Genomic DNA, 19,670 nt, shown 5'->3' with positions numbered 1-19,670 from the left:
CGGGAGGGGTGGGGTTTGGTGGGGTTCTTTCCCCTCGTCGTTCCTTTGTCGGTGACGTCCCTCGCGACCAGAGCCCGCGTTTCGAGGTTCCGGTGACACGCCGATCTCGGCCCACACCGTCTTGCGCGGCGGCAGCCCCGCTGCCACACCCCACTTGTCGGTGAGCGCCGCCACCAGGACGAGGCCCCGGCCCGACTCGGTGTCCGTTCCGAGGGGCTGGGTGTGCGGCAGCCGGTCACCGCGCGTGTCCGTGACCTCGATCCGCAGCGTGTGCCCCACGACGTACAGCACGAGGCTGAAGTCGCGGCCCGACACCCGCCCGTGCGTCGCCGCGTTCGCCGCCAGCTCCGCGACGATCTGCCTCGCCGGGTCCAAGGGCAGGCCCCAGCTGCGCAGTTGCTCCGTGGCGAGCAGCCGGGCCAGGCGAGCGCCCCGTGGCGTGGGGGAGAGGCGCAGGCTCATGTTGCGGACGGGGGTGGAGATTTCGTCGTTCACATCACTCAGCGTGGCCGCCCGTGCGTACCGTGAACAGTGACGGAGGCCTTACGTACGGTGACTGTCCGGCGTCTGTCCAGTGCTGTCTTGGCTGTCGGGAAAGGGGTGTGCGGGATGGGCGTGGACGGCGAGGTGGCCGAGCCGGGCTGGGAGGTCGACCCGGACGACGACTGGGGCGTGGCGGTCATCGCGACCGTCGGCCGCCAACTGAAGCTGCGGCGCGAGGCGGTGGGGATGCGGGCGGCCGAGTTCGGGGCGGCTGTGGGTTATGGCGAGGACATGGTCTACAAGGTGGAGGGCGGCAAGCGGATCCCCCGCGAGGAGTACCTGAACAGGGCGGACGACATCCTGAACGCGGGCGGCCAGGTCTCCGCGATGTGGGAGGACGTCAAGAGGGTCCGCTATCCGAAGAAGGTCCGCGAGCTGGCCAAGCTGGAGGGGCAGGCGGTGGAGATCCGGGTGTATGTGTGCCACAGCATCAGCGGGCTTTTGCAGACTCCTGAGCATGCGCGAGCTGTGATCTCTGCGGCTCAACCACCCTATTCACCGGACGATGTGGAGCGCATGGTGACTGCCCGCCTGGCTCGGCAATCGGTCTTTGAGCAACACCCGACTCGTTCCATCCACTTCGTGCTGGAAGAGGCGCCGCTGCGTCGTCCCATCGGAGGCACAATGGTGTGGCGAGGGCAGCTTGAACATCTGTTGGAGGTGGGTCGGCTGCACAACGTCACGCTTCAGGTGATGCCGTTGAACTCCGAGGTCCACTCCGGTTTGGACGGGCGGATCGAGTTGCTGAAGTTCCCAGACGGCACGGCTGTGGGACGCTCCGACGGCGCCTTCAACGGTCGTCCCACATCGGACCCGAAAGAGCTCCGTGTCCTTGAGTTGCAATATGGCACCATCCGGGCGCAGGCTCTCTCGCCGGGGGAGTCGCTGGCCCTCATCGAGCAACTGCTGGGAGAGACATGATCCGCAAGAACTCGGCCGGGAATCCCTCCGACCTGGCGTGGTTCAAGAGCAGCTACAGCGACGGACCCGACGGTGACAGCTGCGTAGAAGTAGCCCTGGCCTGGTTCAAAAGCAGCTACAGCGACGGCAACAACGGCGAATCCTGCCTCGAAATAGCCCCCACCCCCACCACCATCCACATCCGCGACTCGAAGTACACGCCCGCCGCCCCCGGCCCCCGGCTCGCGCTCCGGCCCTCCGCCTGGGCGGCCTTCCTGCCGTACGCGTCGGCTCACTGACCCGGCGCCGGAGTCCCCGGCCGTGACGACACGGCCAGGGGCTCCCGCGCAGCGCAGCGTCTGTCAGACGTTGACGCCGAAGTCCTGGGCGATGCCGACCAGGCCGGACGCGTAGCCCTGGCCGACCGCGCGGAACTTCCACTCCGCGCCGTTGCGGTACAGCTCGCCGAAGACCATGGCGGTCTCGGTCGCCGCGTCCTCGGAGAGGTCGTAGCGGGCGATCTCCGCGCCGCCGGCCTGGTTGACGATGCGGATGTAGGCGTTGCGGACCTGGCCGAAGTTCTGGCTGCGGTTCTCGGCGTCGTAGATCGAGACCGGGAAGACGATCTTGTCGATGTCGGCGGGCAGGGCCGCCAGGTTGACGTTGATCGCCTCGTCGTCGCCCTCGCCCTGGCCGGTGCGGTTGTCACCGGTGTGGACGATCGAGTTGTCCGGCGTGTTCTTGTTGTTGAAGAAGACGAAGTGGGCGTCGGAGTAGACCTTGCCCTGCGTGTTGACCGCGATGGCCGAGGCGTCCAGGTCGAAGTCCGTGCCGGTGGTGGTGCGGACGTCCCAGCCGAGTCCCACGGTGACGGCGGTCAGGCCCGGAGCCTCCTTGGTGAGCGAGACGTTGCCACCCTTGGACAGGCTTACAGCCATGGTCGGGAGTCCTTTCCCTCGTTTGCGTACGGCCGTGCGGCGTACGGTCTTGAAGCTACAGCTACCCGTATGAACGCCACGAGGGGTACCGAAGGTTCCAGCTCCCTTTACCTTCTTTACCGAACCCTGGGTGAACGATATTCACGTGACGTGCGCCGGTCAGCCGCGCGACCATGGGGGCATGTCCGGTCCTTACGTCATCCGCGGCTCCGTCTCGCTCCCCGAGGCCGAGCTCACCTGGCGCTTCTCGCGTTCGTCGGGACCCGGCGGACAGCACGTCAACACCAGCGACTCACAGGTGGAGCTGCGCTTCGACCTCGCGAACACCGGGGCGCTGCCCCAGGTGTGGAAGGAGCGGGCGCTGGAGCGGCTGGCCGGCCGGCTCGTCGACGGGGTCGTCGTCGTACGCGCGTCCGAGCACCGCTCCCAGTGGCGCAACCGCGAGACCGCCGCCGTACGCCTCGCCGCGCTGCTCGCGGAGGCCACCGCGCCGCCGCCCAGGCCCCGCAGGCCGACCCGCATCCCGCGCGGGATCAACGAACGCCGCCTGAGGGAGAAGAAGCAGCGCTCGGACACCAAGCGGGGCCGCACCGGCCGCGACTGGTCATAGCGCCCCGGGGCGAATACCGAACACCGGGTGCGGGGGCCGAATTCGCGTTGCCCGCTCCGCGTCGACTCGGTGCCTACTTCTTCTGCTTCCGCTCGTGGAATTCGAGAGAAACAGACCACGCGGTTTTATCCCAACTGGCGGTACCGGCCCCGGAAATACATCAGTGGGCCGCCTTCCGTGCTCGGGAGTTCGGCGGTGAGGACGCGGCCGATGACGAGGGTGTGGTCGCCGGCCGCGACGCGCTGTTCGGTGTGGCACTCCAGGGTCGCCAGCGCGCCGCCGACCAGCGGGGCGCCGGTGGCCTCGCCGCGGACGTAGGGGACGTCCTCGAAGAGCAGGCGGTCGCTGATGCGGCCCTTCATCGCGAAGCGGCCGGCGATGTGCCGCTGGCTCTCGGTGAGCACGGAGACCGCCCACCGCGGCTGCTCGTCCAGCAGGTCGTCCATCCGGGCCCCGGTCCGCAGGCTGACCAGCACCAACGGCGGGTCGAGCGACACCGACATGAACGCGGTCGCGGTCATGCCGACGTCCTCGCCGGCCGGCGCCAGCGGGTCGTCCGGATCCAGCGGCGGCTCCTGCGCGGTCACCAGGACCACGCCCGAGGCCAGCCGGGACATGGCGGCCTTGAACGCATCGTTGCTCACCCCCACAGCATGCCCGGAAGGTTCGGCGGCGGCGGGGGAGGGAGTCTTCAGCACGCCGGAAACGCTAATCTCGGCCCCTGTGCGAACGCATCGGCCATCGGCCCGAGCCTGGTCCTAGGACCCGAGGACCACGAGTCGTAGCGATGCGTGCATCATGTGCACACGCACCCAAAGGCTGTGTTCAGTAAACGCACAGGGGAAACGCAGAAACTCCACTCAATTGTTCACGTTCGCCTGTGACTTGAGTCACAAGGGACGTGAATTGTTGACCCTGTGTACCGAGTGGGCAGCGCGCTGTGATTCAGTGGCTGGGAAAAGTAGCGCCGAAGCAGACCCTTGATTCACTGCGAGGTCTCGGGGGGAGGGCGAACATGGAGACCGAGTCGGAGCCCTACGTCCGCCTTGCGTCCCTGCGACAGCTGCATCAGGTCATGGCCGACATGAACACGGCCCGCAGCCTGGCGGACACGCTGCAGACCGTCGCCGACGGCGTGATCACCGCCCTCGGCTACGAGATGGCCTGCGTCAACCTCGTGCGCCCCGACGGCGACCTCGTGGTCGCCGCCTTCTCCGGGAACTCCGCCGCCGAGGCCCTGATCACCGGCCGGGCCGGCTCCCGCGACTCCTGGGACCGGCGGCTGGGCATGGGCGAGCGGTGGGGCGACCTCGTCTTCATACCGCACACCGAGGGCTGGGTCCTCGACGACGACGACGTCCCCCAGTGGTACACCGAGGGGCCCGAGCCCCGCTTCGAGGACGAGTGGCACCCGGCCGACCGGCTCTTCGCCCCGATGTACACGCCCGGCATATCCGGCAGCTCCTGCGGCGAACTGCTCGGCGTGATCTCCGTGGACCGCCCGCGCAACGGCCGCCACCCCGGCGCCTGGGGCCGTGAGGCCCTCCAGATGTACGCCTTCCAGGCCGCGATAGCGATCAGCAACGCCCGGCTGCGCGCCAACATGCAGCGCGCCCTGGTCCGCCTGGAGCGCGAGCAGCAGGCACTCAGGGCCAGCGAGGAGAGCTTCCGGCAGGCCTTCGAGTACGCCCCCTCCGGCATGGCGATAGCCGAGATGGGCGGCGACCAGCACGGCCGGATACTGCGCTCCAACGACGCCCTGTGCCGCCTGCTGGGCCGCCCCGCCTCCGCGATGCGCCGCTACTCCTTCTCCGACCTGGTCCACCCCGAGGACATCGGCACCCTCCTGCGCACCTCCGCGGAGGGCGGCCGCGCCGAGCTCCGGCTGGGCCGCCGCGACGGCACCTACGTCTGGGTGTCCCTGCGCAACTCCGTCGTCGCGGACGCCGCCGACGGGCCGCGCTTCCTCCTCACCCACGTCGAGGACATAGAGGAACGCAAGCGCCGCGAGCTCCAGCTCGCCCACCGCGCCTCCCACGACTCCCTCACCGGTCTGCCGAACTCCGCCGAACTGCGCTCCCGCCTCGCCTCCCGGCTCTGCCGGCGCGCCGACGGCAGCGCCCTGGACTCCGTGGACGCCGCCTACGGCCACGGCCACCCCGCCTTCGACGCCAACGGCCACGGCTTCGACTTCGCCGGCACGACGAGCGGCTCGGCGTCGTACGACGGCTACGACCACCATGTGCACACCGTCGCCCCCGAGGAGGGCCTCGACGACGGCGCCAAAGGGCTCGCGGTGCTCTTCTGCGACCTCGACGGCTTCAAGTCCATCAACGACCGCTTCGGGCACAACGCGGGCGACGCGGTCCTCATCGAGGTCGCGCGCCGGCTCTCCCGGGGCGTCCGCGACGGCGACACGGTCGCGCGGCTCGGCGGCGACGAGTTCGTCATCCTCGCCGACGGCCTCGGCAAGGCCGACGCCCAGGACCTCGCCGTACGCCTGCGCAACGAGATCATCCAGCCGATCCGCGCCGAGGGCCGGGCGGTCCGGGTGGGCGCCAGCTTCGGCATCGGCTGGGCGCACTGCGGCATGACGGCGGACGAAGTCCTGAAATCCGCCGACGAGCGGATGTACGTAGAGAAACGATCTCGTCCCAAAGCGCACCGCCGTGCCGGCTGATCCCCAGGTCATCGCGCTGGTCATGGCACCGATGCGGTCCGAGTCACCTGTTTGGCTCAGTCAGAGCGGGTAGGCTCGACTCTCAATACCTGTACCGCATCCGCCCGCACCTGTTGAGGAGTACCAAGGGATGACGCCCGGCGACAACGGCGCGAGCACGCCCGAGGACGACGACCCGTTCGGCTACCTCTACGCCGACGGTCAGGCCAGAGGCGCCCAGCCGCCGTCAGGCTCCGGTGGTTACGGCTACCCGAACGCGGTCAGCAGGGTGCGCCCGGTCGGTGAACGCACGTACGGCGGACAGCAGCAGGCGCCGCAGTACGGCGGCGGCCCGACCATCCCGCAGCAGCAGCCCGGCGGCTACGGCCAGCAGCCCAACGCGGCCTACCAGGCGCCGGAGACCTTCCCGGGCGGCGCGCCGACCAGCCGCCACGCCCCGCAGAACCAGGGCCGCGGCCGGGGCCCGAACACCAAGGGCCTCCTCATCGGCGCCATCGCCGTCGTCGCCGCCGTCGTCATCGGCATCAGCGTCGCCATGGCGAACGGCAGCTCCGACGACAACAAGGCGTCCGCCGACACCTCCGCCGCCCCCAGCCAGTCCGCCTCCGCCTCCTCGACCCCCTCCGGCACCAGCTCGGTGTCGGCGACGGGCGAGCAGTCGATCGACGCGAAGGCGCTGCGTCTCGACGGCGGCGCGACCCTCGCCTCGGACGTCAAGGGCGCCAAGGCCGACGGCGGCATCTACGTCACCAACCTCAACCAGAGCGGCGCCGGCGTCACCTGGACGCTCAACGGCATACCGTCGGACGGCACTTACACCGTCTTCGCGCACTACAGCGCGGTGAAGGACGGAAGCATGACCCTGTCGATCAACGGCAAGACCTTCGGCAGCAAGTTCAGCCTGAAGAACTACACGGGCCAGAGCGACCCGGCCAAGGCCTGGACGACCACCTACTCGTACCCCACCCTCACCAAGGGCACCAACACCATCTCGCTCTCCTGCCAGGACGGCGACAGCTGCGACGTCCTGCTGGACCAGCTCTGGGTGAAGCAGGGCGAGCAGAAGCGCGACGACTAGGCGGCCGTCGTCCCGCCGGTCACCATCACCTGGCCGAGCAGCTTCTCGTAGGCCGGTCGGTCGAACTCGCCCGCGGCGGCGGCCCGTACCGTCGCCGCCGACAGCGCCACCGCCCGGGCCAGCCGGGCCGGCCAGGGGAGTTGTTCCACGAGGCCCGACAGGAGGCCGGCGACCGCCGAGTCGCCCGCGCCGGTCGGGTTGCCGTGTTCCCTGGTGGGCGGGACCGCGTGCCAGCGGCCCTCCGGGGTGAGCGCCAGCAGCCCCCGCTCGCCCAGCGAGGCGACCACCGTCCGCGCCCCGCGCCGTCGCGCGTCCTGCGTGGCCCGCGACGGCTCGTGCGAGCCGGTGAGTTCGGCCAGTTCGTCGGAGTTCGGCTTGACCAGGTCCGGGCGGGCCGCCACCCCGCGCCGCAGCGGCTCCCCGCTGGTGTCGAGCAGCACCGGGACACCGGCGGTACGCGCGGCCTTGACCAGCCCCGCGTACGCCCCCACGGGCACCCCCGGCGGCAGACTCCCGCACAGCGCCACCGCCGAGGCCCCGACCAGCAGTTGCTCGTAGTGGTCGAGGAACGCGCCCCACTCGGCGGGGGCTATGTGCGGGCCCGGCTCGTTCAACTGGGTGGTGTCACCCGTCAGTTCGTCCACGACCGCGATGGTCCGGCGGGTCGCCCCCGTGACCGGCAGCAGCGCGTCCACGACCCCCGCCGCCTCCGCGAGGCGCTCCCGCACCGCCCGCCCGGTGGCACCGCCCGTGAAACCCGTCACGGTCGTCTCGTGTCCGAGCGCGGCGAGCACCCGGGCCACGTTCACGCCCTTGCCGCCCGGCCGTTCCATGACCTCCAGGACGCGGTGCGAGCCGTGCGGGCGCAGCGCCCCGACCCGGTAGGTGATGTCGAGAGCGGTGTTCAGCGTGACCGTGAGGATCACCGGGCGACCTCCCTCGTCTGCGTGACCGTGCCGTTCCTTCGGGACCTCGATCATGCCAAAGAGACGGCGACCGGCCTAGGGTCGCCGTCTCGGAACACCCGTATTGATCAGGCAGGTTCGGGTGTGACCACCCAAGTTCCCTTCCTCATCACGCCCTTCAGCGTGAAGTCCGCGTCCAGCACCAGAAGGTCGGCGTCCTTGCCGGGCTCCAGGGAGCCGACGCGGTCGTAGAGGCCCAGCAGCCGGGCCGGGTTGGCGGACAGGGCGGCCACCGCGTGCTCGACGGGCAGCCGGTCGACGGTCACCGCCCGCCGCAGCGCGCGGTCCAGCGTCAGCGTCGAGCCCGCGATCGAGCCGCCCTCCACCAGCCGGGCCACCCCGTCGGTCACCTCGACCTCCAACGGGCCGAGCAGGTACCGGCCGTCACCGCGGCCGGCCGCGTCCATCGCGTCCGTGATGAACGCGACCCGGTCCGGACCGGCGTGGTGGAAGGCGAGCCGCAGCGCGGCGGGGTGCAGGTGCGTGCCGTCGTTGATCAGCTCGACCGTCACCCGCTCGTCCTCCAGCAGCGCGGCGATCGGGCCGGGGGAGCGGTGGCCGAGCGGGGGCATCGCGTTGAAGAGGTGGGTGGCGACCGTCGCGCCCGCGTCGATCGCCTCCAGCGTCTGCTCGTACGACGCGTCCGTGTGGCCGACGGCCGCGATGACACCGTGCTCGGCGAGGAGCCGCACCGAGTCGAGGCCGCCGGGCAGTTCGGTGGCGAGCGTGACCATCCGGGCGTGGCCGCGCGCCGCGTCGAGCAGCTTGCGGACGTCCGCCGGGTCGGGGTCGCGCAGCAGCGCCTCGGAGTGGGCGCCCTTGCGGCACGGGGAGATGAACGGGCCCTCGAAGTGGATACCAGCGATCTCGCCCTGCTCGGCGAGTTCGGAGAGCAGGCCGGCCTGGCGGGCGAGGACGTCCATGTCGTCGGTGACGGTGGAGGCGACGAGGGTGGTGGTGCCGTGCGCACGGTGGGTGCGGACGCCGGCGAGGACGTCCTCCGCGGTGCCCGAGCTGAAGGAGGCTCCGCCGCCGCCGTGGTTGTGGAGGTCGACGAAGCCGGGCAGCAGCCAGTGGCCGGTGACGTCGACGACCTGGGCGTTCTCGGGGGCGGTGGCGGCGATCCGGGTGCCGTCGACGGCCAGTTGTCCCTTGTCGACCACTCCGGTGGGCAGGACCAGCCGGGCGCCGTCGAGGACCAGGCCGTCCGGTCCCGGCTGCGGGTATGTCGTGGCTGGTCGCGCAGTTCCCCGCGCCCCTGGGTCGGCTGCCATCAGGGGGTTACCTCCGTTAGGTCGGTGTGGTTGAGGAGATCCCAGGCCAGAAGCCCCGCGCCCAGACAGGCGGCCGTGTCTCCCAGGGCTGCCGGGGTGATGGCCGGCAGTTTCTGGAAGGTCACCCTGGCCTGTACGGCCTCCCGCAGGGGGGTGAACAGCACGTCGCCCGCCTCGGCCAGGCCGCCGCCGATGATCAGGACGCGGGGGTCGAGCAGGGTGAGGGCCGTGACCAGCCCGTCGGCCAGCGCGTCCACCGCCTCTCCCCACACCCGGACGGCGTTCGGGTCACCGGACGCGACGGCCTTGGCGCAGTCGGCCGCGTCCGCGTCCGGGTCGCCGCAGGCCGCCGCCCACGCCTCGGTCACCGCGGCGGCCGACGCGTACCGCTCCAGGCAGCCGTGCTGCCCGCACGGGCAGGCGGCACCCCGCGGCCGTACGACGACATGGCCGATCTCGCCCGCGAAGCCGTGCGCGCCCGACTCCACCCGGCCGTCCAGCCCGAAGCCGCCCGCGATGCCCGTGCCGAGCGCCACGAAGAAGAAGCGGTCCGCCCCCCGGCCCGCGCCGAGCCGCCCCTCCGCCAGGCCGCCGGTGCGCACGTCGTGGCCGAGCGCGACCGGGATGCGGAGGCGGTCGGCGAGCAGGGCGCGCAGGGGTACGTCGCGCCAGCCGAGGTTGGCCGCGTAGACGGCGACGCCCGCACCCTCGTCGACTATGCCGGGGACCACGAGGCCGGCCGCCGCCGCGGGTTCGCCGAGATGCTGTTCGCCGTACGCCCGCAGATCCGCGGCGAAGTCGAGGACGGCGGCGACTACCGCCTCGGGCCCGCGGTCGCGGCCGGTCGCCCGGCGGTCCTGGTGGAGCAGCTCGCCGTCCGGCCCGACCAGCGCGGCCTTCATTCCGGTGCCGCCCACGTCCAGGGCGATGACATGTCTCACGGGGACAGTGTGGCCCGCCGACCCGCAAGAGGTCTAGTCCACTTACGTGGTGTAGACCTTACGACATCCACATAGTGAACAGTTCAGACAGACACCGGTGATTGGGGCAATGCACGTGCGGCGGGGTAGGACAGGAATGATCGCGGTGGTGTCCGGATTGGGCATGACGGCGGTCCTCGGTGGCTGTGGCACGACGGGCTCCTCGGACGTCACCCTCAGACTCGTCGCCGCCGACTACGGGGACTCGGCCGCCAACAGCTCCCAGAAGTACTGGGACAAGCTCGTCAAGGCCTACGAGGCCCAGCACCCCGGTGTGAAGGTCGACGTCAGCGTCTACTCGTGGAACGACGTCGACCGCAAGGTCAAGGACATGGTCGCGGCCGGCGACGCGCCCGACCTGGCGCAGATCGGCTCGTACGCCGACTACGCGGCCGCCGGGAAGCTGTACGAGGCCGGAGACCTGATCTCCATCCCGGTCCAGGCCGACTTCCCCACCCAGCTCGCCGAGGCGGGCCAGTGGGACCACGCCCAGTACGGCATACCCTTCGCCGCCTCCACGCGCGTCCTCTTCTACAACAAGACGCTCTTCTCCGAGGCCGGCATCGGCACCCCGCCCACCACCTGGAAGGAGCTGGCGGCCGACGCGCAGGCGCTGAAGGCGAACGGCGTGAAGTACCCGTACGCGCTGCCGCTCGGCCCCGAGGAGGCCCAGGCGGAGACCATGCAGTGGCTGCTCAGCGGCGGCAGCGGCTACACCGACGACATCGGCACGTACACGATCGACTCCGCGCAGAACGTCGACACCCTCACCTGGCTCAAGGACGAGCTGGTGGGCAAGGGCCTGACCGGCCCGACGGCCCCCGGCAAGCTCAACCGCGCGACCGCGTTCACCGCGTTCGCCGACGGCCAGGTCGGCATGCTCACCGGGCACCCCACGCTCATCAAGCAGGCCGAGAAGAAGGGCGTGGAGTTCGGCACGGTCGCGATGCCCAGCCGCACCGGCCGGACCACCGCGGCCATGGGCGTCGCCGACTGGATGGCCGCGTTCAAGCAGAACGGCCACGCGGACCAGGTCGGCGACTTCCTGAACTACGTCTACAGCGAGAAGAACGTCCTCGCCTTCTCCCGCGAGTACGGGCTGCTGCCCGTCACCACGTCCGCGTCCCAGGCGATGACCGACTCCACCCGGGCCGAGGACAAGCAACTGCGCCCCTTCCTGGACCAGCTGCCGACCTCCGAGCTCTACCCGGCGGGCAAGACGTCCTGGGCCGCCATCAGCGCCGACGTCAAGAAGCAGATCGGCACGGCGGTCACCCCGACGGGCAGCCCCGAGACGATCCTCACCCGGCTCCAGGCGGAGGCCTCGGCCGCGGACAGCCGTACGACGACGGGCTGAGCGCTACCGTTCTCGGCATGGACCGGCAAGAACTGGGCGCGCGCGAGCGGGCGATCCTCGCCCTCGAACGCCGGGGCATCCCGAGCCCCGGCGCGAAGGAACGGGCGATCAGGGAAGAGCTCGACCTCGCTCCCGTGCGCTACTACCAGCTCCTCAACGCCCTGCTCGACGACGAGCGGGCGCTGGCGCACGACCCGGTGACGGTCAACCGGCTGCGCAGGGTGCGGGAGGCGCGGCGCGGGGAACGGTGAGGCCGTGACCGGTTCCCCGCGCCCCCGCAGGGGCGTTTGGATACCGTCGGCTGCATGGACCCTCTTCCGACGCCCCGTACGCAGGCCGGCCGTGACGGGCTCGCCGCTCTCCTCGCGCGGCCGCGCACCGCGCTGGTCGGGCTCGACTTCGACGGGACGCTCGCGCCGATCGTCGCCGATCCCGAGCGGGCGCGGGCCCACCCGGACGCCGTACCGGCGCTCGCCGCGCTCGCGCCCCGGGTGGCCGCCGTCGCCGTGGTGACCGGCCGCCCGGCCGAGGTGGCCGTCCGCCACGGCGGGTTCGCCGGGGTCCCCGGCCTCGGACACCTCGTCGTCCTCGGCCACTACGGCGCCGAGCGCTGGGACGCGGCCACCGGCGGGATCACCGCGCCGCCCCCGCACCCCGGTATCGCGGCCGCCCGCGCCGAACTCCCCGCGCTCCTCGACCGCGTCGGCGCCGCGCGCGGCACCTGGATCGAGGAGAAGGGCTTCGCCCTCGCGGTCCACACCCGCCGGGCCGACGACCCCCAGGCCGCCTTCGAGTCCCTCCGCGCCCCCCTGACCGACCTGGCCACCCGCAACGCCCTGATCGTCGAGCCGGGCCGGCTGGTCCTGGAACTCCGCCCCCCGGGCATGGACAAGGGCGTGGCGCTGCGCGAGTACGCACGGGAGATCGGCGCCGGCGCGATCCTCTACGCCGGCGACGACCTCGGCGACATCCCCGCCTTCGCGGCGGTCGAGAAACTCCGCGAGGAAGGCGTCCCCGGCGTCCTGGTGTGCAGCGGCAGCGAAGAGGTCACCGAACTGACGGACCGGGCCGACCTGGTCGTCGACGGCCCGCGGGGAGTGGTCCGCCTGCTGAACGACTTGGCCAGGCTCAGCGCTCCGTAGGGGGCGCGGGGCCGTACCGACGTGCGGCTCCGCCGCGTGGGCGCGCCAGCCCCCACGGGCCCGCACCCGAAGAAACCGCCCTCACCCGCCCAACGCCTCCACCTGCTCAAGGAACCACCGCGCCGGAGGCAGCGCCGTCGCGGCGGCAGCCAGCCGCTTCGACGTCTCCGCCCGCTCCTCCGCCGGCACCACCAGCGCCCGCGCCAGCGCCTCCGCGGTCCCCCCGATGTCGTACGGGTTCACCACCACCGCGTCCTCGCCCAGCTCCTCGAACGCCCCGGCCTCCCGCGAGAGCACCAGCACGCACCCCTCGTCGGAGACCACCGGGACCTCCTTGGCGACGAGGTTCATGCCGTCCCGGATCGGGTTCACCAGCGCCACGTCGGCCAGCCGGTACGCCGCCAGCGACCGGGCGAAGTCGTCCTTGACGTGCAGCACGACCGGCGTCCAGCCCGCCGTCCCGTACGTCGAGTTGATCTCGTCGGCGACCCGTCGCACCTCGGCCGTGTAGTCCCGGTACACGGCGAGGTCCTGCCGCGAGGGGTACGCGAACGCGACGTGGACCACCCGCTCCCGCCACTCGGGGTGGTCGTCGAGCAGCTGCCGGTACGCCAGCAGCCCCCGCACGATGTTCTTCGAGAGCTCCGTGCGGTCGACGCGGACGATGGTCTTCCGCCCTTCCCCGATCTCCGCCCGCAGCGCCGCCATCCGCTCGTCCACGTCCGGCTCGTGCGACCGCTTGCGCAGGAAGTCCGCGTCGGCCCCCAGCCCGTGCACCCCGATCCGGGTCTCCCCGGCCGCCGGGATGCCCGGCCCCAGCACGGCGTGGCAGCAGTCGACGAACGCGTCCGCCCAGCGCCGGGTCAGGAACGCCGCGTGATCCGCGCCGAGGATCCCGCTCAGCAGCTCCGCCGCGATGTCGTCGGGGAGCAGCCGGAAGTAGTCCGGCGGGGCCCAGGGTGTGTGCGAGAAGTGGCCGATGCGCAGGTCCGGGCGGAGCCGGCGGAGCATCCGGGGGGCCAGCGCCAGGTGGTAGTCCTGGATGACGGCGACGGCCCCCGGGGCCGCCTCCTCGGCCAGCGCCTCGGCGAAGGCGCGGTTGTAGGCCTCGTACGCCGCCCACTGCCGCCGGAACTCCGCGTCGAAGACCGGCTCCAGCGGGGTCTGGTACAGCATGTGGTGCACGAACCACAGGACCGAGTTGGCGATGCCGTTGTACGCGTCGGAGAACACGTCCGCTTCGATGTCGAGCATCCGGACCCGCTGCCCGCCGGTGTCCGCCTCCGGCAGCAGACCGCCCCCGGCCCGGCGCACCGCCTCGCGGTCGCCGTCGCCGAGGGCCGCGCACACCCACACCGCGTTCGCGTCGGGGCCGATCGCCGACAGCCCGGAGACCAGCCCGCCGCCGCCCCGCCTGGCGTGCAGCGCGCCGGCCGGGTCGTCGTGGCGCAGCTCGTACGAGACCGGGCCGCGGTTGGACGCGACCAGCACATCGGCACCGTCGGAGGAAGCGATGGGGGAAGCCATACGCGTCAACCTAGCCCGGCCCGGAAACGCTCAAACGTACTGCTACGCCCGATGAGCGGCCGTATACGGACCGCACGTCGAAGTCACGCCACCCGGCGCTCGGCGTACTCCGCGATCTCCACCATGGGCGGGCGCTCCTCCGTGTCGACGGAGTAGGTGCGCGGCTCGAAGCCGTCCTCGCCCCGCTCGAACTGGGTCAGGGACGGGCGGATCAGATGGCCGCGGGCCAGCCGCAGCTGGGCCGTGCGGTAGATCGCCGCGGACATCCGGCCGAGGGCCTGGCCGTCCTGGTGGCGGTGCTTGCGGACGCCGACGTCGACCTGGGCCAGGGCGTCCAGGCCGGCCAGGTGCAGGGCGTCGACCAGCATGCCCAGCTCCACGCCGTAGCCGACCGGGAAGGGCAGCTGCTCCAGCAGCGAGCGGCGGGCCGCGTACTCGCCGCCCAGCGGCTGCACGAATCCGGCCAGCTGCGGCCAGTGCATGTTCAGCAGCGGGCGGGCCATCAGCTCGGTGACCCGGCCGCCCTGCCCGGCCGCACCGGCCAGCGGGCGGTCGTACATAGCCTTGACCAGGTCCACGTCCGGGTCGGTCAGCAGCGGGCCGACGATCCCGGCGACGAAGTCGGAGGAGAACTCCTTCAGGTCGGCGTCGACGAAGCAGACGATGTCCCCGGTGGTGACCAGCAGCGAGCGCCACAGGACCTCGCCCTTGCCGGGGACGGCGGGGATGCGCGGGAGGATCTCGTCGCGGTGGACGACCCGCGCGCCCGCCGCGGCGGCCACCGCCGCCGTGCGGTCGGTGGAACCCGAGTCGACGACCACGATCTCGTCGACGAGCGGTGCCTGCCGCACGAGGTCGTGACGGATGATCGCGACGATGTCGCCGACCGTCTCCTCCTCGTTGAGCGCGGGCAGCACGACGGAGACGGTCTGACCCGTGCGCTGCTTCGCGGCGAGTATCCGGTGCAGCGGACGGTCGTTCACGGCCCAGGAGCGGGTGGCCAGCCAGCGCTCGACTTCTTCCAGCACAGTCAGCGGCTCCTCACTGTCACGATCACACTGCGAGGTGTGATCCATCTCGCGGTACGGACGACTATCTCAACTGTCCTGGCCTTCGGTTACAGTCTTGAACAACGCCGATGACCATCGCATGTCGGAGGGTCACCCGGCGCCCACAACCACATACAGCTCATCCAGAGGGGCAGAGGGAAACGGCCCGATGAAGCCCCGGCAACCCTCCAGTCGGTACTCGTGTTCACAGCGAGGCTCCCGGCTTGGGAAGGTGCCAAATCCGTCTCACGGCGAGATGCGTCGTGAGGAAGATGAGGAGAAAGGGCCTCGCCTCACATGGCTGCGCAGACTGTTGCACCCGATTCCCCGAAGACCGTAGACCTGGGCCCCGCCACGGCGCTTTCCTGCCGGGAGTGCGGTCACCGCGTCCCGCTCGGCCCGCACTTCGCCTGCGAGGAGTGTTTCGGCCCGCTGGAGATCGCGTACGACTTCTCGGACTACGACACCGAGCAGCTCCGCGAGCGGATCGAAGCGGGCCCCTCGAACATCTGGCGCTACGCGCCGCTGCTGCCCGTCCCCGCCGACGTGGCCACCAAGCCGAACATCAACCCGGGCTGGACCAAGCTCGTCAAGGCCGACAACCTGGCCAAGGAGCTGGGGGTGACCGGCGGCCTGTACGTGAAGGACGACTCCGGCAACCCGACGCACTCCTTCAAGGACCGTGTCGTCGCCCAGGCCGTCGAGGCCGCGCGCGCCTTCGGCTACACCACGCTCTCCTGCTCCTCCACCGGCAACCTGGCCGGCGCGGTCGGCGCCGCCGCCGCCCGGGCCGGCTTCCGCTCCTGCGTGTTCATCCCGCACGACCTGGAGCAGGGCAAGGTCGTCATGGCCGCGATCTACGGCGGCGAGCTCGTCGGCATCGAGGGCAACTACGACGACGTGAACCGTTTCTGCTCCGAGCTGATCGGCGACTCGGCCGGCGAGGGCTGGGGCTTCGTCAACGTGAACCTGCGGCCGTACTACGCCGAGGGCTCCAAGACGCTGGCGTACGAGATCTGCGAGCAGCTCGGCTGGCAGCTCCCCGACCAGCTGGTCATCCCGATCGCGTCCGGCTCGCAGCTCACCAAGGTCGACAAGGGCCTCCAGGAGCTGATCAAGCTCGGGCTCGTCGAGGACAAGCCGTACAAGATCTTCGGCGCCCAGGCGGAGGGCTGCTCGCCCGTCTCCACCGCGTACAAGGCGGGCCACGACGTGGTCCGGCCGCAGAAGCCGAACACCATCGCCAAGTCGCTGGCGATCGGCAACCCGGCCGACGGCCCCTACGTTCTCGACATCGCGCGCCGCACCGGCGGTGCGGTGGAGGACGTGAACGACGAGCAGGTCGTGGAGGCGATCGAACTGCTCGCGCGGACCGAGGGAATCTTCGCGGAAACCGCCGGCGGAGTGACGGTTGGAGTCACCAAAAAGCTCATTGAGAATGGGCTCATCGATCCGACGAAGTCGCTTGTCGTACTCAACACGGGCGATGGACTGAAGACGCTGGACGCAGTCGCGGGTACCGGACTCACGGCGACTATTCGACCGAGTCTCGAGTCGTTCCGTGAGGCCGGGCTGGCCTAGCCGGCAGTAATAAGCAGGCAGCCGCTCTAATCCGGAGGTTTATAACGTGAGCGTCACCGTTCGCATCCCCACCATCCTGCGCACCTACACCGGTGGTCAGGCCGAAGTCAGCGCCGAAGGCGGAAACCTCGGCGAGGTCATCGCCGACCTGGAGAAGAACCACACGGGAATCGCCGCCCGCGTTCTCGACGACCAGGGCAAGCTGCGCCGGTTCGTCAACGTTTACGTCAATGACGACGACGTGCGATTCGAGCAGGGTCTGGAGACCGCCACCCCGGCCGGGGCCGGCGTCTCCATCATCCCGGCCGTCGCCGGTGGCTGACCCAGCCCTGACGCGGCCCTGACGCCGCCCTGACCGTCCTGACGTGGGGTCGGCGGGGGTTGACGTGATGGCCGAATGACCGAACATTACCTTTGGTAACGGCCATCACCGAGTGTTCATCCGATTGCCCCCTCCGCGAGAGAAGCGGAGGGGGCAATTCTGTGTGGTTGAGCGCGGTACAGTTGGGGAACGCGCTCCCGATCTCCGGGTCGGAGGCCCCGTATTGATACCGCGGGCCCGGCAAGAAGTAGCCAAAGTGTGCGCGTTAAATGCGGCTTTTGTGGCCTTTACGGGGCCCGACTTGCCCTGAATTCCGCCGAATTCTCGCTACATTCCGGACCCCTTCCGTCCAGAATTCTCGTCCGATTGACCTGTTGCAGACGGCAGTTGGGCAGATACATTCGGCCGCGGTCGACGCGTTCCGGCGCACGCCCCCAACCATTGGGGGGTGAGGTCTGACCCGGATCCGCGAAGTGTGGATCTGTGCAAGGGCCAGTAATAGGGGAGTTAGGCATGGCTCAGGGCACCGTCAAGTGGTTCAACGCGGAGAAGGGGTACGGCTTCATCGCGGTCGACGGTGGTGCGGATGTTTTCGTCCACTACAGCGCGATCCAGATGGACGGGTACCGCACCCTGGAGGAAGGTCAGCGAGTCGATTTCGAGATCTCGCAGGGCCAGAAGGGGCCGCAGGCGGACATGGTCCGGCTGGCGACCAGCTGAAGCACGCGCCGACTGACAGCGACGTTCTTCTGTACAACTTCGAAGGGCTCGTGCCTCCCGGGGCACGAGCCCTTCGGCATGCCCGGGAGGGGGCTGACTCCGCGGGCCCGATCCCCGGGAGGCGCTTGCACTCGCCTACCCCGAGTGCTAATCATTGGCGTTAGCACTCTGAAGGTGAGAGTGACAAAGAAGGACCGGGTCGGTGAGGCCCGCAGGCCGGGTGGGGAAGGAACCACGAGGCATGTGAGCCGTCCGTCGCGGGCGCGGGCGCGGTCCGAAGGAATCACCCCCAGTCCTGGAGGGACCACTTCACATGGCCAAGATCATCGCGTTCGACGAGGAGGCGCGGCGCGGCCTCGAGCGCGGCATGAACCAGCTCGCGGACGCCGTCAAGGTGACGCTCGGCCCCAAGGGCCGCAACGTCGTCCTCGAGAAGAAGTGGGGCGCCCCCACGATCACCAACGATGGTGTGTCCATCGCCAAGGAGATCGAGCTCGAGGACCCGTACGAGAAGATCGGCGCCGAGCTGGTCAAGGAAGTCGCCAAGAAGACGGACGACGTCGCCGGTGACGGTACGACCACCGCGACCGTTCTCGCCCAGGCCCTGGTCCGCGAGGGTCTGCGCAACGTGGCCGCCGGCGCCAACCCGATGGCCCTCAAGCGCGGTATCGAGAAGGCCGTCGAGGCCGTCTCCGGTGCCCTGCTCGAGCAGGCCAAGGATGTCGAGACCAAGGAGCAGATCGCTTCGACGGCCTCCATCTCCGCCGCCGACACCCAGATCGGCGAGCTCATCGCCGAGGCCATGGACAAGGTCGGCAAGGAAGGCGTCATCACCGTCGAGGAGTCCCAGACCTTCGGTCTGGAGCTGGAGCTCACCGAGGGTATGCGCTTCGACAAGGGCTACATCTCGGCGTACTTCGCCACCGACATGGAGCGTATGGAGGCGTCCCTCGACGACCCGTACATCCTGATCGCCAACTCGAAGATCGGCTCCGTCAAGGACCTGCTCCCGCTCCTGGAGAAGGTCATGCAGTCGGGCAAGCCGCTGCTGATCATCGCCGAGGACGTCGAGGGCGAGGCCCTGTCGACCCTGGTCGTCAACAAGATCCGCGGCACCTTCAAGTCCGTCGCCGTCAAGGCCCCGGGCTTCGGCGACCGCCGCAAGGCGATGCTGAACGACATCGCCATCCTCACCGGCGGCGAGGTCATCTCCGAGGAGGTCGGTCTCAAGCTGGAGAACACGACCCTCGACCTGCTGGGCAAGGCCCGCAAGGTGGTCATCACCAAGGACGAGACCACCATCGTCGACGGCGCCGGCTCCTCCGAGCAGGTGCAGGGCCGCGTGAACCAGATCCGCGCCGAGATCGAGCAGTCCGACTCGGACTACGACCGCGAGAAGCTCCAGGAGCGCCTGGCCAAGCTCGCCGGTGGCGTCGCCGTCATCAAGGCCGGTGCCGCGACCGAGGTCGAGCTCAAGGAGCGCAAGCACCGCATCGAGGACGCCGTGCGCAACGCCAAGGCGGCCGTCGAGGAGGGCATCGTCGCCGGTGGTGGCGTGGCCCTGCTCCAGGCCTCCCAGGTCTTCGAGAAGCTGGAGCTGGAGGGTGACGAGGCGACCGGCGCGCAGGCCGTGAAGCTCGCCCTGGAGGCCCCGCTGAAGCAGATCGCCGTCAACGCCGGTCTCGAGGGCGGCGTCGTGGTGGAGAAGGTCCGCAACCTCACCCCGGGTCACGGCCTCAACGCCGCGACCGGTGAGTACGTCGACCTGGTCGCCGAGGGCATCATCGACCCGGCGAAGGTGACGCGTTCCGCCCTGCAGAACGCCGCCTCCATCGCCGCGCTGTTCCTCACCACCGAGGCCGTCATCGCCGACAAGCCGGAGAAGGCCGCCGCGGCCGCTCCGGGCGGCATGCCGGGCGGTGACATGGACTTCTGATCCGTCACGGATCGGCTCGTCCTTCTCCGAGGGCGGCATCCCCTGCTACGGCAGGAGGTGCCGCCCTC

General features: G+C 70.4%; 20 protein-coding genes and 1 riboswitch. Of the genes, 12 read left to right on the top strand and 8 right to left on the bottom strand.

What is annotated here, in order from left to right:
• The coding region (locus tag ACZ619_RS42975; RefSeq protein ID WP_469611343.1) for an ATP-binding protein at positions 1-462 on the bottom strand (462 nt) is incomplete at its 3' end.
• 147 nt (positions 463-609) lie between these two features.
• On the opposite strand from ACZ619_RS42975, the gene ACZ619_RS42970 reads away from it, so the two are divergent.
• Together ACZ619_RS42970 and ACZ619_RS42965 are read left to right on the top strand one after the other, a co-directional pair.
• Positions 610-1,464, top strand: a complete 855-nt coding sequence (locus ACZ619_RS42970) for a helix-turn-helix domain-containing protein (RefSeq protein WP_469611341.1) — start codon at positions 610-612, stop codon at positions 1,462-1,464.
• A complete protein-coding gene (locus ACZ619_RS42965; protein WP_469611339.1) occupies positions 1,461-1,742 on the top strand; it encodes a DUF397 domain-containing protein in 282 nt (93 codons plus the stop codon). The genes ACZ619_RS42970 and ACZ619_RS42965 overlap by 4 nt, the downstream gene beginning before the upstream one ends.
• Positions 1,743-1,805: 63 nt before the next feature.
• On the opposite strand, the gene ACZ619_RS42960 is transcribed toward ACZ619_RS42965, so the two are convergent.
• Positions 1,806-2,381: a TerD family protein gene (locus ACZ619_RS42960; protein WP_469611337.1), complete on the bottom strand. Its 576-nt coding sequence runs from the start codon at positions 2,379-2,381 to the stop codon at positions 1,806-1,808.
• 181 nt (positions 2,382-2,562) lie between these two features.
• On the opposite strand from ACZ619_RS42960, the gene arfB reads away from it, so the two are divergent.
• On the top strand, positions 2,563-2,991 hold the full coding sequence (gene arfB, locus ACZ619_RS42955) for an alternative ribosome rescue aminoacyl-tRNA hydrolase ArfB (RefSeq protein WP_469611336.1): 429 nt from the start codon (positions 2,563-2,565) through the stop codon (positions 2,989-2,991).
• 125 nt (positions 2,992-3,116) lie between these two features.
• On the opposite strand, the gene ACZ619_RS42950 is transcribed toward arfB, so the two are convergent.
• Positions 3,117-3,635 (bottom strand): flavin reductase family protein, encoded by a 519-nt coding sequence (locus ACZ619_RS42950; RefSeq protein WP_469611335.1) that lies wholly within the window; start codon positions 3,633-3,635, stop codon positions 3,117-3,119.
• 371 nt (positions 3,636-4,006) lie between these two features.
• Between ACZ619_RS42950 and cdgB the strand changes: the two genes are divergently transcribed.
• Positions 4,007-5,671: a diguanylate cyclase CdgB gene (cdgB, locus tag ACZ619_RS42945; RefSeq protein ID WP_469611333.1), complete on the top strand. Its 1,665-nt coding sequence runs from the start codon at positions 4,007-4,009 to the stop codon at positions 5,669-5,671.
• A gap of 130 nt (positions 5,672-5,801) precedes the next feature.
• Positions 5,802-6,749: a carbohydrate-binding protein gene (locus tag ACZ619_RS42940; RefSeq protein WP_469611332.1), complete on the top strand. Its 948-nt coding sequence runs from the start codon at positions 5,802-5,804 to the stop codon at positions 6,747-6,749.
• Here ACZ619_RS42940 and ACZ619_RS42935 read toward each other — a convergent pair.
• From ACZ619_RS42935 to ACZ619_RS42925, 3 genes are all read right to left on the bottom strand, one after another.
• The gene (locus tag ACZ619_RS42935; RefSeq protein WP_469611331.1) at positions 6,746-7,675 is read right to left on the bottom strand and encodes a 1-phosphofructokinase family hexose kinase; all 930 of its coding nucleotides are present in this window, start codon (positions 7,673-7,675) and stop codon (positions 6,746-6,748) included. The two genes, ACZ619_RS42940 and ACZ619_RS42935, sit on opposite strands and share 4 nt — an antisense overlap.
• A gap of 107 nt (positions 7,676-7,782) precedes the next feature.
• On the bottom strand, positions 7,783-8,988 hold the full coding sequence (gene nagA / locus ACZ619_RS42930; protein WP_469611330.1) for an N-acetylglucosamine-6-phosphate deacetylase: 1,206 nt from the start codon (positions 8,986-8,988) through the stop codon (positions 7,783-7,785).
• Positions 8,988-9,929 carry an ROK family protein gene (locus ACZ619_RS42925; RefSeq protein WP_469611329.1) on the bottom strand — a complete coding sequence of 314 codons (942 nt, stop codon included), beginning with the start codon at positions 9,927-9,929 and terminating at the stop codon, positions 8,988-8,990. Before ACZ619_RS42925 ends, nagA begins: the two co-directional genes overlap by 1 nt.
• Positions 9,930-10,038: 109 nt before the next feature.
• Between ACZ619_RS42925 and ACZ619_RS42920 the strand changes: the two genes are divergently transcribed.
• From ACZ619_RS42920 to otsB, 3 genes are read left to right on the top strand one after another with little or no spacing between them, the layout of a single operon-like run.
• Positions 10,039-11,325 (top strand): extracellular solute-binding protein, encoded by a 1,287-nt coding sequence (locus ACZ619_RS42920; protein ID WP_469611328.1) that lies wholly within the window; start codon positions 10,039-10,041, stop codon positions 11,323-11,325.
• A 17-nt stretch (positions 11,326-11,342) separates the two neighbouring features.
• Entirely contained in the window at positions 11,343-11,576 is a 234-nt protein-coding gene (locus tag ACZ619_RS42915) for a DUF3263 domain-containing protein (RefSeq protein ID WP_469611326.1), read from the top strand.
• Between the two features lie 54 nt (positions 11,577-11,630).
• Positions 11,631-12,467 (top strand): trehalose-phosphatase, encoded by an 837-nt coding sequence (gene otsB, locus ACZ619_RS42910; RefSeq protein ID WP_469611324.1) that lies wholly within the window; start codon positions 11,631-11,633, stop codon positions 12,465-12,467.
• A gap of 81 nt (positions 12,468-12,548) precedes the next feature.
• Here the strand turns inward: otsB and ACZ619_RS42905 are convergent, their stop codons facing one another.
• Positions 12,549-13,994, bottom strand: a complete 1,446-nt coding sequence (locus tag ACZ619_RS42905; protein WP_469611322.1) for an alpha,alpha-trehalose-phosphate synthase (UDP-forming) — start codon at positions 13,992-13,994, stop codon at positions 12,549-12,551.
• Positions 13,995-14,077: 83 nt separating this feature from the next.
• Positions 14,078-15,022 (bottom strand): glucosyl-3-phosphoglycerate synthase, encoded by a 945-nt coding sequence (locus tag ACZ619_RS42900; protein WP_469611320.1) that lies wholly within the window; start codon positions 15,020-15,022, stop codon positions 14,078-14,080.
• Positions 15,023-15,179: 157 nt separating this feature from the next.
• A riboswitch (SAM riboswitch) is annotated at positions 15,180-15,322 on the top strand.
• A gap of 18 nt (positions 15,323-15,340) precedes the next feature.
• On the opposite strand from ACZ619_RS42900, the gene thrC reads away from it, so the two are divergent.
• The 4 genes from thrC (at position 15,341) to groL (ending at position 19,602) form a co-directional block, all read left to right on the top strand.
• Positions 15,341-16,624: a threonine synthase gene (gene thrC, locus ACZ619_RS42895; RefSeq protein ID WP_469611318.1), complete on the top strand. Its 1,284-nt coding sequence runs from the start codon at positions 15,341-15,343 to the stop codon at positions 16,622-16,624.
• Between the two features lie 46 nt (positions 16,625-16,670).
• The gene (locus ACZ619_RS42890; protein WP_469611316.1) at positions 16,671-16,946 is read left to right on the top strand and encodes a MoaD/ThiS family protein; all 276 of its coding nucleotides are present in this window, start codon (positions 16,671-16,673) and stop codon (positions 16,944-16,946) included.
• A gap of 513 nt (positions 16,947-17,459) precedes the next feature.
• Positions 17,460-17,666: a cold-shock protein gene (locus tag ACZ619_RS42885; protein WP_019057200.1), complete on the top strand. Its 207-nt coding sequence runs from the start codon at positions 17,460-17,462 to the stop codon at positions 17,664-17,666.
• Positions 17,667-17,979: 313 nt separating this feature from the next.
• Positions 17,980-19,602, top strand: coding sequence for a chaperonin GroEL (gene groL, locus ACZ619_RS42880; RefSeq protein WP_469611314.1), 1,623 nt, complete (start codon positions 17,980-17,982; stop codon positions 19,600-19,602).
• Positions 19,603-19,670 lie beyond the last annotated feature (68 nt).

The organism is Streptomyces sp. NPDC104367, from assembly GCF_055583825.1.
This window is presented reverse-complemented; position numbering and strand designations above follow the sequence as displayed.

Excerpts from the sequence above, each read along its gene's own strand:
- ACZ619_RS42970 (WP_469611341.1), top strand. The coding sequence starts at position 610 with ATGGGCGTGGACGGCGAGGTGGCCGAGCCGGGCTGGGAGGTCGACCCG.
- ACZ619_RS42965 (WP_469611339.1), top strand. The coding sequence starts at position 1,461 with ATGATCCGCAAGAACTCGGCCGGGAATCCCTCCGACCTGGCGTGGTTC.
- ACZ619_RS42960 (WP_469611337.1), bottom strand. The coding sequence starts at position 2,381 with ATGGCTGTAAGCCTGTCCAAGGGTGGCAACGTCTCGCTCACCAAGGAG.
- arfB (WP_469611336.1), top strand. The coding sequence starts at position 2,563 with ATGTCCGGTCCTTACGTCATCCGCGGCTCCGTCTCGCTCCCCGAGGCC.
- cdgB (WP_469611333.1), top strand. The coding sequence starts at position 4,007 with ATGGAGACCGAGTCGGAGCCCTACGTCCGCCTTGCGTCCCTGCGACAG.
- ACZ619_RS42940 (WP_469611332.1), top strand. The coding sequence starts at position 5,802 with ATGACGCCCGGCGACAACGGCGCGAGCACGCCCGAGGACGACGACCCG.
- nagA (WP_469611330.1), bottom strand. The coding sequence starts at position 8,988 with ATGGCAGCCGACCCAGGGGCGCGGGGAACTGCGCGACCAGCCACGACA.
- ACZ619_RS42920 (WP_469611328.1), top strand. The coding sequence starts at position 10,039 with ATGCACGTGCGGCGGGGTAGGACAGGAATGATCGCGGTGGTGTCCGGA.
- ACZ619_RS42915 (WP_469611326.1), top strand. The coding sequence starts at position 11,343 with ATGGACCGGCAAGAACTGGGCGCGCGCGAGCGGGCGATCCTCGCCCTC.
- otsB (WP_469611324.1), top strand. The coding sequence starts at position 11,631 with ATGGACCCTCTTCCGACGCCCCGTACGCAGGCCGGCCGTGACGGGCTC.
- ACZ619_RS42905 (WP_469611322.1), bottom strand. The coding sequence starts at position 13,994 with ATGGCTTCCCCCATCGCTTCCTCCGACGGTGCCGATGTGCTGGTCGCG.
- thrC (WP_469611318.1), top strand. The coding sequence starts at position 15,341 with ATGGCTGCGCAGACTGTTGCACCCGATTCCCCGAAGACCGTAGACCTG.
- ACZ619_RS42885 (WP_019057200.1), top strand. The coding sequence starts at position 17,460 with ATGGCTCAGGGCACCGTCAAGTGGTTCAACGCGGAGAAGGGGTACGGC.
- groL (WP_469611314.1), top strand. The coding sequence starts at position 17,980 with ATGGCCAAGATCATCGCGTTCGACGAGGAGGCGCGGCGCGGCCTCGAG.